The sequence below is a fragment of the Antarctobacter heliothermus genome (genome assembly GCF_900188425.1).
In the GTDB taxonomy this organism is placed as follows: Bacteria; Pseudomonadota; Alphaproteobacteria; order Rhodobacterales; family Rhodobacteraceae; genus Antarctobacter; species Antarctobacter heliothermus.
The window spans coordinates 37,479-49,311 of the sequence record NZ_FZON01000039.1 but is presented as its reverse complement, the minus strand read 5'-3'; the positions used below and the strand labels follow the sequence as shown (position 1 = coordinate 49,311).

At 64.0% G+C, this 11,833-nt stretch carries 14 protein-coding genes and 1 pseudogene; 3 read left to right on the top strand and 12 right to left on the bottom strand.

The genetic code is table 11. The features are described from left to right. Positions 1-343 precede the first annotated feature (343 nt). Positions 344-553 (bottom strand): annotated as a pseudogene (locus tag CHB90_RS17665) (glycine/betaine ABC transporter substrate-binding protein); the annotation flags it as partial. A gap of 239 nt (positions 554-792) precedes the next feature. Between CHB90_RS17665 and ade the strand changes: the two are divergent. Continuing rightward, positions 793-2,487, top strand: coding sequence for an adenine deaminase (ade, locus tag CHB90_RS17660; RefSeq protein WP_089279178.1), 1,695 nt, complete (start codon positions 793-795; stop codon positions 2,485-2,487). Positions 2,488-2,560: 73 nt separating this feature from the next. Here ade and CHB90_RS17655 read toward each other — a convergent pair whose 3' ends face one another. Continuing rightward, entirely contained in the window at positions 2,561-3,736 is a 1,176-nt protein-coding gene (locus CHB90_RS17655) for a lytic murein transglycosylase (protein WP_089279177.1), read from the bottom strand. Positions 3,737-3,969: 233 nt separating this feature from the next. Between CHB90_RS17655 and CHB90_RS17650 the strand changes: the two genes are divergently transcribed. Next, positions 3,970-4,332 carry a response regulator transcription factor gene (locus tag CHB90_RS17650; protein ID WP_089279180.1) on the top strand — a complete coding sequence of 121 codons (363 nt, stop codon included), beginning with the start codon at positions 3,970-3,972 and terminating at the stop codon, positions 4,330-4,332. Between the two features lie 14 nt (positions 4,333-4,346). On the opposite strand, the gene CHB90_RS17645 is transcribed toward CHB90_RS17650, so the two are convergent. The 7 genes from CHB90_RS17645 to def (CHB90_RS17615) all read right to left on the bottom strand — a co-directional run bounded on the left by CHB90_RS17645 (position 4,347) and on the right by def (CHB90_RS17615) (position 8,799). Next, on the bottom strand, positions 4,347-5,336 hold the full coding sequence (locus tag CHB90_RS17645; RefSeq protein ID WP_089279176.1) for a glutathione S-transferase family protein: 990 nt from the start codon (positions 5,334-5,336) through the stop codon (positions 4,347-4,349). A 97-nt stretch (positions 5,337-5,433) separates the two neighbouring features. Beyond that, a complete protein-coding gene (locus CHB90_RS17640; protein ID WP_089279175.1) occupies positions 5,434-5,667 on the bottom strand; it encodes a GlsB/YeaQ/YmgE family stress response membrane protein in 234 nt (77 codons plus the stop codon). Between the two features lie 252 nt (positions 5,668-5,919). After that, positions 5,920-6,159, bottom strand: coding sequence for a hypothetical protein (locus CHB90_RS17635; protein ID WP_089279174.1), 240 nt, complete (start codon positions 6,157-6,159; stop codon positions 5,920-5,922). A 56-nt stretch (positions 6,160-6,215) separates the two neighbouring features. Continuing rightward, positions 6,216-7,127: a methionyl-tRNA formyltransferase gene (gene fmt, locus CHB90_RS17630; RefSeq protein WP_089279173.1), complete on the bottom strand. Its 912-nt coding sequence runs from the start codon at positions 7,125-7,127 to the stop codon at positions 6,216-6,218. A 153-nt stretch (positions 7,128-7,280) separates the two neighbouring features. After that, entirely contained in the window at positions 7,281-7,775 is a 495-nt protein-coding gene (gene def, locus CHB90_RS17625) for a peptide deformylase (protein ID WP_089279172.1), read from the bottom strand. Then, complete coding sequence (gene def, locus CHB90_RS17620) at positions 7,772-8,275, bottom strand: peptide deformylase (protein WP_089279171.1); 504 nt, start codon at positions 8,273-8,275, stop codon at positions 7,772-7,774. The genes def (CHB90_RS17625) and def (CHB90_RS17620) overlap by 4 nt, the downstream gene beginning before the upstream one ends. After that, complete coding sequence (gene def / locus CHB90_RS17615; RefSeq protein ID WP_089279170.1) at positions 8,272-8,799, bottom strand: peptide deformylase; 528 nt, start codon at positions 8,797-8,799, stop codon at positions 8,272-8,274. The genes def (CHB90_RS17620) and def (CHB90_RS17615) overlap by 4 nt, the downstream gene beginning before the upstream one ends. A 104-nt stretch (positions 8,800-8,903) precedes the next feature. Here def (CHB90_RS17615) and CHB90_RS17610 point away from each other — a divergent pair, with 104 nt between their 5' ends. Next, a complete protein-coding gene (locus tag CHB90_RS17610) occupies positions 8,904-10,079 on the top strand; it encodes a MalY/PatB family protein (RefSeq protein ID WP_089279169.1) in 1,176 nt (391 codons plus the stop codon). 95 nt (positions 10,080-10,174) lie between these two features. Here CHB90_RS17610 and CHB90_RS17605 read toward each other — a convergent pair whose 3' ends face one another. The 3 genes from CHB90_RS17605 to CHB90_RS17595 are packed head-to-tail and all read right to left on the bottom strand — an operon-like array spanning position 10,175 to position 11,827. Then, complete coding sequence (locus CHB90_RS17605) at positions 10,175-10,795, bottom strand: trimeric intracellular cation channel family protein (RefSeq protein WP_089279168.1); 621 nt, start codon at positions 10,793-10,795, stop codon at positions 10,175-10,177. Further along, positions 10,792-11,244, bottom strand: coding sequence for a ribonuclease HI (gene rnhA, locus CHB90_RS17600; protein ID WP_089279167.1), 453 nt, complete (start codon positions 11,242-11,244; stop codon positions 10,792-10,794). The genes CHB90_RS17605 and rnhA overlap by 4 nt, the downstream gene beginning before the upstream one ends. Continuing rightward, positions 11,237-11,827 carry a class I SAM-dependent methyltransferase gene (locus tag CHB90_RS17595; RefSeq protein ID WP_089279166.1) on the bottom strand — a complete coding sequence of 197 codons (591 nt, stop codon included), beginning with the start codon at positions 11,825-11,827 and terminating at the stop codon, positions 11,237-11,239. Before CHB90_RS17595 ends, rnhA begins: the two co-directional genes overlap by 8 nt. Positions 11,828-11,833: the final 6 nt, after the last annotated feature.

Genomic DNA, 11,833 nt, shown 5'->3' with positions numbered 1-11,833 from the left:
TCCTCCGTGCCGGCGCCCGGATCATTCTCTCCGGCCGCCGGATGACGCTCGCGCTTGCAAGCAGCGCCGCGCCTTTCTGGTCTATGCTATGGCCGACAATCATCAGGATGCATTGGGCCGGCCCCTGATCCGAACCGCCTGTATGACCGCGCTTCCCGACCGTCGCCACCGATCCCGGTGGCGTTCAACGCCGTGTGCGGATGCATCACCGCGTTCGCCCGAAAGCGCCGCGAACACATCCACCCACACGTATGACGCGAACGTCGGCAGCGTGATCGCCCTTCCTGCCACACGCAAGGTCAAGAAACCCGACCGCGCCCCGAAATCACACCGCACACGGACCGCCGGTGAATATTGCGGGATAAGTCACCGGCACCGACAGCACTTTGATGTCGGTCTCATAGCCCAGCGCATCCAGTACAACGGTTGTGGCGGCAGTCGTGGCGGTAATGTCGGTCCAGCCCACATCCGAAAAGGTGACGCTGTCGCAATTGGCCAGCGCGGCCCCGGACACAAGGCTAAGCGCGAGGGCAGAGGTAAGGGTCTTTATCATGATCGTCTCCCTGGTTGATTTTGCGCAGAGTAGATCGTGCCCCGCGCGTCTTTGCAACCGGCCTGCCAAGGCGTTCGGGTCTTCGCGGTTTCTTCTGTCCAAAAATATCCCGGGGGAGTCGACCGCAGGGAGACGGGGGCAGCGCCCCCATTCCGCGTGCCGATGCGAGCGCTGCGCCATCTCGCACCCCGCGACCACCTGTGCCATCATCGCGCGCAAGTCCATTCGGAGGCAGCAACATGGCGGAACTGGAACAGCGGATCGCACAGGGGCGCGGCGATGAGGCCGCAGATCTCGTGCTGCGCGGCGGGCAGGTGTTTGACCTGATCACGGGCGCGCTTCTGACGGGCGACGTAGCGATTTGCGGCGACACGATCATCGGCGTCTTCGACCAGTATGAGGCGCGGCAGGTGATCGACGTCTCGGGCCTGACCCTGGTGCCCGGGTTCATCGACACGCATCTGCACATCGAATCCTCGCTGGTCACGCCGTTCGAATTTGACCGCTGCGTCGCCCCGCGCGGGGTGACGACGGCCATCTGCGATCCGCATGAGATTGCCAATGTGATCGGCGCCGCCGGTGTGCGCTATTTCCAGGAGGCGAGCCGCCACACGCTGATGGACATCAAGGTCCAACTCAGCTCCTGCGTGCCCTCAACCCACATGGAAACCGCGGGCGCGGATCTGGACGCAGAGGCGATTGCTGCGCTGATGGGCCACCCATCCGGCCTTGGACTGGCGGAGTTCATGAACTTTCCGGGTGTGATCCACCGCGATCCGGGCTGCATGGACAAACTGCGCCTGTTCGAGGACGGGCATGTGGACGGCCATTGCCCGCTCCTGTCGGGCAAGGATCTGAACGCCTATATCGCCGCTGGTATCCGCACCGAACATGAGGCGACAAATCCCGAAGAGGCGCTGGAAAAGCTGCGCAAGGGAATGCGGGTGCTGATCCGCGAAGGCTCTGTCTCCAAGGACTTGCACGCATTGCAGCCGCTGCTGAATGAGCGGACAGCGCCTTACATGTGCTTGTGTACCGACGACCGGAACCCGCTGGATATCGGCGAATACGGGCATCTGGACTACATGATCCGCGAGCTGATCCGTCTGGGCTGCCCGCCTCTGGCGGTTTACCGCGCCGCAACGTTGTCGGCAGCAGAGGCCTTTGGCCTCAAGGATCGCGGCATGATCGCGCCTGGAAAGCGCGCCGATATCGTGGCCGTCAGGTCGCTGGAACACTGCGAGGCGCAATTGGTGCTGGCCGGCGGCGTGGTGGTGGGCGACGACGGCTTTGCCGGACGCGGGACGGTGGACCCGGTGGGACGCGGCTCCGTCAAGGCACCAACCGTCAGTGCGCAGGATTTCCGTACCCGCGCCAACCGGGTGGAAACCGATGTAATCGGCATCCGCGAGGGCCAGATCCTGACCGACCACCTGCATGAGGACATCCCGATCACAAATGGCGACAAACGCCCCGACGTAGCGCGCGATCTGGTGCGCATCGCGGTGGTCGAACGGCACGGGAAAAACGGCAATATCGCCACCGGCTTTGTGCGCGGGTTCGGCTTGCGGGCGGGGGCGATTGCCTCAACCGTCTGCCACGACCACCACAACATCGCATGCGTCGGCGTGGACTATGCCGACATGGCCGTGGCGGCCAACCGGCTGGGCCAGATCGAGGGCGGCTTTGTCGTCGTGCGCGACGGACAGGTTCTGGCCGAACTGGCCCTGCCGGTCGCCGGGCTGATGTCGCTGGAGCCTTTTGAGTCCGTGCGCGCGAGGCTGGTGGACCTGCGCGCGGCGGCAAAATCGCTGGGCGTCGGGCTGGAAGAGCCCTTCCTGCAACTGGCCTTTCTGGCGCTACCGGTGATCCCCGCGCTGAAAATCACCGACCGGGGCATGGTCGATGTGAACAAGTTCGAAATCATCGGGTGAGCCATACAAACAGGGAATTGAAAAAGGGCGGGTGCCGCCGCACCCGCCCCGAATGTCTTCTGTCCCTGCCCTGTCAGAGCCGGTTCAGCAGTTCCCGCGTTGGCCATGCGTCCGCCGGCATCCCCAATTCGCGCTGCACGTTGCGCACCGCGTCGCGCGTGCCCGCGCCAAGGATGCCGTCAATCTTGCCCACGTCATAGCCACGCGCGGCCAGCTTGGCTTGCAGGCGCTTCATCTGCTCGCCCTCCAGCCCCGGGTCCGGGTTGCCCGCATCGTAAACCGGCGCGCCTTGCAGCCGGGTGCCAAAGTAGGCGGCGGTCAGAACGTAGGTAAAGCTCTGGTTCCATTCAAAATAGACGCTGAAGTTGGGATAGGCGATAAAGGCCGGCCCCTTGCGCCCCTGCGGGATGATGATCGACGCTGGCAAGCGCCCGTCATCCAGCGCGCCGTTGGCGCCGCGCACGCCCAGTTGCTCCCATTCGGCAACGGTCTTGGTGGCGTGCATCCCGGTGTCGTACCAGTCCAGATCGGACGGCAGCACCACCTCTTGCAGCCACGGCTCATTCGGACGCCAGCCCAGGTGCGACAGCATCTTGGCACCAGACATCAACGCATCAGGGGCCGAGGTCTTGGGGGTCACATGGCCATCACCATCGCCATCGACACCGTTGATCAGGATGTCCTTGGGCAGCATCTGCACCATGCCGATCTCACCGGCCCATGCGCCTGTCGTGGTGCGAGGGTCCAGATCCCCCTGTTCATACAGCGACAGCGCGGCAAAGATCTGCGGGCGGAAAATCTCGGGGCGGCGGCAGTCATGCGCCAGCGTCACCAACGCGTTCACCGTGTTGAAATCGCCCTGAAAGGCTCCGAAATCCGTCTCGAACGCCCAAAAGGCCAGTAGCACGCCACGCGACAGGCCGAATTCGCTTTCGATGCGGTCAAACACGCCGTCATAGCGGTCTGCCATCTGTCGCCCCTTGTCGAGGCGGCTTTGGCTAATCAGCTTTCGCGAGAAGGTGATGAAGGGATCCTGAAAGATTCCCTGCCGTCCGTCGGCCCGCAACACGGCAGCGCTTTGCTGGGCGCTGGCGAAAAACCGCCGAACCGTGTCGGCGTCATGCCCCAGCGTGACCGCCTCTTGACGGAGGCCATCCACAAAAGCGCCAAAGCCGCCGCCGCAGGGAACGTCCTGTGCCTGCGCCGCGCCTGCCAGCATCAGCGCGCCGATAATAGCTGAAAACCGCATGAATTCCCTCGTTTGCTGTTTGATGGCGCACAGTATCAACACCGGCGCGCGGAGCAAGCACGCTTCGGCAGAGACGCTGGGCAGGACGGCGGCGAACCGCCCGGCGGAAACTCTGCGTTCACGCAAATATCAAGGGTGGGTTAACTCTTTCTTCATTCCTGTGAAGGATTGATAAACCTATACGAAAGTTTAGTCTAAATCCCGTTTCGGGACTTGGATCTGTGGAGGTTCGCGTGAATGTGCTGATTGTGGAAAGCAGCAAGCCGCTTGCTCAGCTCTGGCAGCGCCATTTGCAACGCAGCGGCGCCAACGTCTGGACAGCCTATACCCAGGACGCGGCGTTTGAGCTGCTGGAAACCCGGTCGTTCCAGGTGATCATCCTTGATGTGGTGGTCGAAAACGACAGCGCGCTGGCGATTTCTGATATCGCCCAGTTTCGCCAACCCGAAGCGCGGATCATCTTTGTCACCAACACCAGCTTTTTCTCGGATGGGTCAATCTTCAACCTGTGCGCCAATGCCTGCGCCTACCTGCCCAGTTCGACACCGCCTGACGACCTGACAAACATGGTACACCACTACGCACGCGCACCCTGACTTGTTGACCGGGTTCAGGCCGCCCGCAAACGCTCGCGTCCATGCGGCGCATTCAGGTCGAGGTCCGGACCCACAGGCACGATGCGATGCGGGTTCACCGTGTCATGGCTGTAGTAGTAGTGCCGCGTGATATGTGCGAAGTTCACTGTCTCGGCGACACCGGGCCACTGGTACAGCTCGCGGGTGTAGGCCCAGAGGTTGGGATAATCCACGATCCGCGCGCGGTTGCATTTGAAGTGGCCGTGGTAAACCATGTCGAACCGGATCAACGTCGTGAACAGCCGCCAATCGGCCTCTGTGACGCGATCACCCATCAAATAGCGGTTGCCTGCCAGCCTCTCTTCGATCCAGTCGAGCGTCTCGAACAGTGGGGTGACGGCTGCGTCATAGGCCTCTTGCGAGGTGGCAAAACCGGATTTGTAGACACCGTTGTTGACCGTGTCGTAGATGCGCGCGTTGACCGGGTCGATGGCGTCCCGCAGGTCTTTGGGCCAGTAATCGTCCGTATTGCCCGTCAGTCCGTCAAAGGCGCTGTTGAACATGCGGATGATCTCGGCGGATTCGTTGGAAACGATGGTTTCGCGCTGTTTGTCCCACAGGATCGGCACCGTGACGCGGGTTGTCGCCTTGGGGTCTGCCTTGATGTAGACATCGCGCAGGTAGGGCAGCCCATACAGAGTGTCGCCCGTCGCGCCGTCGCTGTCGCTCTCAAAGGTCCAGCCGTCGCCCAGCATGTCAGGGTGGACGACGCTGACGGTGATCAGATCCTCCAGCCCCTTGAGCTTGCGGAAAACCAGCGCGCGGTGCGCCCAGGGACAGGCAAGACTGACGTAGAGGTGATAGCGGTCTCGTTCGGCCTTGAACCCGCCTTCGCCTGAGGGGCCAGCGTTGCCGTCGGCCGTGATCCAGTTGCGCGACGCCGAATCCGAGCGCACAAATTTTCCGCCCGATTTCTTTGTGTCGTACCAACCCTCATGCCAGATGCCGTCAACCAGTTGTCCCATGTCTTGCGCCTCCTGTTGCCTGCTGAACAGATAGAGGCCGGAACGTACTGGGCAAAGGGCGCGCGGCGCGCAGAGGCTTTGCGCTGCTGCACAGTGTTCAGCGCAGGTAGGTCTTATACACCCAAATCAGCACCAGCGCGCCCAGGACAGCCCCGACGAGCCCCGCCAGCAACCCGGTGACCGCCAGCAGAAAGCGGATGATCAAACCGCCAATGAGCGCGCCGCCGATGCCGATGGCGATGGTGGGCAAGATGCCGGTGTCCATTCTCATCATACGGGTGGCAAGGAAGCCGGCAGCGGCGCCGACGATGATAAGCCAGACGATGGGCATGAGGGTCTCCTGACGGGACGGGTTTCGGCCTCAGGATAGTCGAGCGCAATGGCGAGGCCTAGGGGGAAGGTTGCACCGACAGGGTTGACCGCGGGAAAGGTGCGATGCAAGCGCATCGGCTTGACGGACAAGGGGTCACTCCAAACCGTCCCCAGCCCGGCAACGGCATGAGGGGGCGCTGCCCCCGTCTCCCTGCGGTCGACTCCCCCGGGATATTTTTGGACAGAAGAAACAGGGGCAGTTTGCTGGGCTTCAGCGTTTGCGCCAGTGCGTGGGGACTATGACCAGCGCGCCGATGGAGGCGGCGATGGCGTTGAGGCCCGGCGCGCGAAAGCCGATGCCAAACATGATCGTCACGAAATAGAACAAAAACGCCCCGCCAATGCAGATGATGATACTGGGCAGGATGCCGTTATGTGTGAACCGGGACTTCTCGGAGGCGTATCCGACGATGCCCGCGATCACCACGGTGCCGATCAGGGTTGGGAACATGAGCGTCTCCTGTGTGTGTGGTCACTTCAGCGGCCTTGTCGCGCGCTGGCGGCGGGTCAGTCGCCCAGGCGGGTGCCGGGCGGCAGTGGAAAACCGTTTAGAAAGGTTGCGGCGTCCTGTGCACCTTTGCCCGCCCGCTGGGCGCGGGTGACGCGCAGGGCGTTCTTGCCGCAGGCGACGGTGAACTTGTCGTCCAGCAGCGTGCCGGGCGCACCCTGTCCTGTCGCCGCATCCGCGCCCAGCAGCTTGATGCGGTCGCCCGAGTGCGTGGTCCAGGCACCGGGGAAAGGCGACAGTCCGCGGATCTGGCGCGAGACATCTGCCGCGGGATGGGTCCAGTCGATTGCGGCCTCGGATTTGTCGATCTTGGCGGCGTAGGTGACGCCGTCCTTGGGTTGCGTTTCCGGTGTGAGCGTGTCGATCCTGTCCAGCGCCGTGACGATCAGCTGCGCCCCCAGCGCGCTGAGGCGGTCGTGCAGGTCGCCGGTGGTTTCGGTTGCACCGATCGGCGTGGCCTCGCGCAGCAGGACCGGGCCGGTATCCAGACCGGCCTCCATCCGCATGATGCAGATGCCGGTTTCCGCATCCCCCGCCATGATCGCGCGGTGGATCGGAGCCGCCCCGCGCCAGCGCGGCAGGAGAGAGGCGTGGATGTTGAGGCAGCCCCGGGAGGGGGCGTCGAGGATGGCCTGGGGCAGGATCAGCCCGTAGGCGACGACGACGGCGATGTCGGCATCGAGGTCTGCGAAAGCCTGTTGTTCGGCAGGGGATTTGAGGCTGGTCGGATGGCGGACCGGCAGGCCCAGTGCCTCGGCCCAGGCCTGGACCGGCGTGGCCCGGTCCTTTTTGCCCCGGCCTGCCGGGCGCGGCGGTTGGCAGTAGACACAGGCGATATCGTGCCCTGCCGCGACCAGCGCGTTCAGCACGGGGACAGAGAAGTCGGGGGTGCCCATGAAGATGACGCGCATGTGAAAACTCCCTTGTCCTGATTGCCGGGGTCTTACCGCAGGTCGCAGCCGGGCAGAAGAGGCTTTGACTGGAACTGACCGGATGCCAGAGGTCCCGGGCCAAACCCCGGATGGCAGGCGGCGGGTGTGCGGACATCAGCAGCCAAGCCTGACTCAGCCCAGTTTTCGGGCCTTTCTGAGCAGCATGTCGCGTTTGATCTTGCTGAGTCTGTCGAAATACATCCGCCCTTGGAGATGGTCGATCTGGTGCTGGACCGAGGTCGCCCAGAGGCCGACCAGATCCTTGCGCACCTTCACGCCCTGATGATCCAGGTACGTGACCGTCACCGCACGCGGGCGCGAAATCTTTGCATGAACACCAGGCAGATTCGGACTGGCTTCTTCGTGATCGCGAAACTCGACCGAAGCATGCAGGATGACCGGGTTGGCCATCAGGATTGCCTTGCCCCGTTCGTCAGAGGCATCGACGACTGCGAGGCGCAGCATTACGCCGATCTGCGGCGCGGCAAGGCCGACGCCGGGCATCGCCTCCATCGTGTCGACCATGTCCTGCCAGATGGTGTGGATGTCATCGGTGATCTCGGGGACCGGCGCGGCGGCGGTGCGCAGGCGTTTGTCCGGCCAAGGGACAAAGGGCCGTTTGGTCATACGCCCTGCCCCTTTGCGTAATCCGCCAGCAGGGTGTCCCGCGCCGCCGGGTCAATCCGGTCGAAATGCATGATGCCGTCCAGATGATCCAGCTCGTGCTGGGCGATGGTCGCCGCAGCGCCGGTCAGGGTCACCTCCTGCGCCGTGCCGGTCAGGTCGGTAAAGGTCAGCGTGATCTCGGCGGGGCGGGTCACATCGGCGGTGACGCCCGGCACGGACAGGCACCCTTCGGTCGCTGTCGCGGTGGCATCGGTGGTCAGGGTGATCCTTGGATCGAGGCAGGCAAGCGGGGTCATGTCACCCTCTTTCCAGCCCGCATCCATGACAAACAGACGCGCCATCACGCCGATCTGCGGCGCGGCAAGACCCCGGCCCGGCGCGGCATACATGGTCTCGAACATATCGGTGACCAGTTGCTCAACCGCTGCCGGGTCGACCACCGGAGTGCAGACCTGCGCCAGGCGCGGGTCGGGCCATTTCAGGATCGGCAGCAGGCTCATGCCCGTTCCCGCGCGCGTTCTTTTTTCAGTTTGACCATCTTGCGGGTGATCAACTGCCGCCGCAGCGGTTTGAGGTAGTCGATGAACAGCGTCCCTTCGAGGTGGTCGATCTCATGCTGCACACAGGTCGCCCAGAGACCGTCAAAGGTCTCTGACTGCAGCTTGCCGTCGCGGTCAATCCATTCCACGTCGACGATCTTGGGGCGTTCGACATCGGCGTATTGATCGGGGATCGACAGGCAGCCCTCTTCGTAGACGTTGCGTTCATCCGAACTGGCCAGAACCCTGGGGTTGAACATGACCAGCGGGCGCGACGCCTCTTCGCTGTCGGATTTCACGCAATCCAGCACGATCAGCCGCGACATCACCCCGACCTGCGGGGCCGCAAGGCCGATGCCGGGCGCGGCATACATGGTTTCCAGCATGTCGTCCGCAAGCACGCGCAAATCGTCCGACAAATCGTCGACGGGATCACAGTGCTTCTTCAGGCGAGGATCGGGGTGGATGAGGATGGGCCGTTTCATGGCGCTGATTTAAGCGCCGCGCGCGGTTTAGGCAAGCATGTGCCCTTGCCCTTGGCGGCCAGACCAGTAGCGTGCCGCTTCGAAAACCAGATAGAGGTCAGGAAATGAGCCGTTTTGACGAAGTGATCGACCGCGTCGGCACCCATGCCATGAAGTGGGACATGATGGAGGCGCGCTATGACGTGTCACCCGAGGACGGGCTGGCCATGTGGGTGGCTGACATGGATTTCCGCGCGCCCGACTGTATATCGCAGGCGTTGCAGGGCATGGTCGATCACGGGATCTATGGCTACTACGGCGATGATCGGTCCTATCTGGATGCGATCCGCTGGTGGGCGTCAGAACGGCACGGATGGCAGGTGGCGCCGGAGTGGATCTTTTCCACCCATGGTCTGGTGAACGGCATTTCCATGTGCCTGCAAGCCTACACCGAGCCGGAGGACAGCGTGGTCCTGTTCACGCCGGTCTATCACGCCTTTGCGCGGGTGATCCGCGCCATGGGCCGCAAGGTGGTGGAATGCCCGCTGGTGCTGGAGAACGGGCGCTACGTCATGGATGTGGACGAGTATGACGCGCTGATGACCGGCGACGAAAAGATGGTGATCCTGTGTTCCCCCCATAATCCCGGCGGACGTGTCTGGTCCAAGGCAGAATTGCAGGCGGTGGGCAGTTTTGCCGAACGCCATGACCTGCTGCTGATCTCGGACGAGATTCACAACGACCTGGTGATGCCGGGGCACACGCATGTGCCGATGGCGGTCGCCGCCCCCGACATCATGGACCGTCTGGTGATGATGTCGGCCACCACCAAGACCTTTAACATCGCGGGTGCCCATATCGGCAACGTGATCATCCCTGACGACGCGTTGCGGGCGCGCTTTGCCAAGGCGATGGCGGCCATGGGCATGTCGCCCAATTCATTCGGCCTTGTGATGGCAACCGCCGCCTGTTCGCCCGAAGGGGCGGCCTGGGTCGATGAATTGGTGCAGTATCTGGATGGCAACCGGCGGCTGTTCGACGAGGGGGTCAATGCCATTCCGGGTGTCCAGTCGATGCCGATGGAGGCGACCTATCTGGGCTGGGTGGATTTCGCCGGCACCGGGATGGAACGCGAGGAATTCACCCGCCGCGTCGAGCGCGAGGCGAAGATCGCGGTGAACCACGGGCCGACCTTTGGCTATGGTGGCGAGCGCTACCTGCGGTTCAATTTCGCCACTCCGCGCGCGCGGGTGGCGGAGGCCGTGGCGCGGATGCAGGCGGCGTTTGCCGACTTGCAGTAGCGGCGCGCCCTGAAGGACGGGTGCGAGGGGCCAGCCCCTCGCGCTCCCCGGGATATTTTCAGACAGAAGAAACAGGGGGCTCGGTGTGCCGGATGTCAGACGCGGGGAGGGCGGGGTTTGTAGACTGGCAGCCGCCAACCCAGCGCCAGTGATCCGGCGCGCAGTCCAATAGTGACAAGTGCCGTCAGCGCCGCGGCTATCGCCGGTGCTGCGCCCACCCCCACCGCCAGCACCGTGGTCAGCGAGCCCGCCAACGCGCAGGTGACATAGAGTTCGCCTTGTTTCAGCACCAGCGGCACCTCGTTGGCGACCACGTCGCGCGCCAGCCCCCCGGCGCAGCCGGTGGCGATGCCCATGACCAGAACCACTGCGGGCGGCTGGCCGAGCCTTTGCGCCAAGCCGGCCCCGGCCGCCACGGCGACGCCCAGTGCGAAGGCGTCCAGCCAGAGGATCGCCTTCATCCGGCTTTCCAGCAGGTGCGCGGTGAAAAAGACCAGCACCGCCGCACCGGTGACGACGCCGAGGTAGGTCTGGTCGGCGACCCAGATCGGCGGGCGGTCCAGCAGCACGTCGCGCAGGGTGCCGCCGCCGAGGCCTGTCACCCCGGCGAGAAAGGCAAAGCCCACGATATCCAGCTGGGCGCGGCTGGCCACCAGCGCGCCAGTCAGTGCAAAGACCAGCACCGCCGCATAGTCGAGCAGGACAAGCGGGGTCATTTCTTGAACGGGGCCATGCCGGCGCGGGCAAGTTCATCGGCGCGTTCGTTTTCCGGATGGCCAGCGTGGCCCTTGACCCATTCCCAGGTGACGGTGTGGCGCTTTTGCGCCTCTTCCAGGCGTTGCCAGAGGTCGACGTTCTTGACCGGCTTCTTGGCGGAGGTTTTCCAGCCGTTGCGCTTCCATCCATGGATCCAGCTGGTGACGCCGTTCTTGACGTAGGCGCTGTCGGTCACGACCGTGATGTGGGAGGCGCGGCTGAGCGATTCCAGCGCGTTGATCGCGGCCAGCAGTTCCATCCGGTTGTTGGTGGTCTGCGCCTCGCCGCCGCTGAGTTCGCGCGTCTTGACGATTTCGTCGCCGGTCTTGGCGTGCAGCAGCGCGCCCCAACCACCGGGGCCCGGATTGCCGGAACAGGCGCCGTCCGTATAGGCGAAAAGCTCAGGCATGGGCGGTCACCGAGATCCAGGGGGCCATGACCTTGTCGAGGCCCATGCCCTCTCCGTGCCGGAACGGGCCGGGGGTGAGGTCGGCCTGCGTGAGCAGCAAGGACAGTTCGGGTTCGGTGTAATAGGTGTAGAGGCGGCCTAGGGTATCGCGCTGGCTGCCCGTGCCTTCCTTGACGGCGACATGCGCCAATCCGCCGGGCTTCAGAGCGTGTCGGATCGCGGCCAGGTGCCGGGGCATGTCGGCGCGCGGGGCGTGCAGCAGGCTGAAGTTGGCCCAGATCGCATCATAGGCGGACTGGGCTGTAAGGGCGTTGAAATCCGCCAGTCGCGCGGTGACGCCGGGCTGTTTGGAGGCCAATGCCACCATCCCCTCGGAGGCATCCCATGCCTCGACCGTATGCCCGGCGGCGGCGAGGATCCCGGCAGAGCGGCCCGGCCCGCAGCCAAGGTCCAGCACGCGCGCGTTAGGCGGCAGGGCGGCGAGAAAGGCGCGCAATGTGGCGTCAGGCCCGTTGCCCTCGGTCACGCTGGCGTAATCCTTGGCGCGGGCATCATAGAGGCGGATGGTTTCAGGATCGGTCATGGCGCG

Coding starts and splice junctions, on each gene's coding strand:
- CHB90_RS17655 (WP_089279177.1), bottom strand. CDS start 3,736: ATGCGGTTTTCAGCTATTATCGGCGCGCTGATGCTGGCAGGCGCGGCG.
- def (WP_089279170.1), bottom strand. CDS start 8,799: ATGAAACGGCCCATCCTCATCCACCCCGATCCTCGCCTGAAGAAGCAC.
- CHB90_RS17640 (WP_089279175.1), bottom strand. CDS start 5,667: ATGCCCATCGTCTGGCTTATCATCGTCGGCGCCGCTGCCGGCTTCCTT.
- CHB90_RS17595 (WP_089279166.1), bottom strand. CDS start 11,827: ATGACCGATCCTGAAACCATCCGCCTCTATGATGCCCGCGCCAAGGAT.
- CHB90_RS17645 (WP_089279176.1), bottom strand. CDS start 5,336: ATGGGACAACTGGTTGACGGCATCTGGCATGAGGGTTGGTACGACACA.
- CHB90_RS17605 (WP_089279168.1), bottom strand. CDS start 10,795: ATGACCCCGCTTGTCCTGCTCGACTATGCGGCGGTGCTGGTCTTTGCA.
- rnhA (WP_089279167.1), bottom strand. CDS start 11,244: ATGCCTGAGCTTTTCGCCTATACGGACGGCGCCTGTTCCGGCAATCCG.
- CHB90_RS17635 (WP_089279174.1), bottom strand. CDS start 6,159: ATGTTCCCAACCCTGATCGGCACCGTGGTGATCGCGGGCATCGTCGGA.
- def (WP_089279172.1), bottom strand. CDS start 7,775: ATGACCAAACGGCCCTTTGTCCCTTGGCCGGACAAACGCCTGCGCACC.
- CHB90_RS17610 (WP_089279169.1), top strand. CDS start 8,904: ATGAGCCGTTTTGACGAAGTGATCGACCGCGTCGGCACCCATGCCATG.
- ade (WP_089279178.1), top strand. CDS start 793: ATGGCGGAACTGGAACAGCGGATCGCACAGGGGCGCGGCGATGAGGCC.
- def (WP_089279171.1), bottom strand. CDS start 8,275: ATGAGCCTGCTGCCGATCCTGAAATGGCCCGACCCGCGCCTGGCGCAG.
- fmt (WP_089279173.1), bottom strand. CDS start 7,127: ATGCGCGTCATCTTCATGGGCACCCCCGACTTCTCTGTCCCCGTGCTG.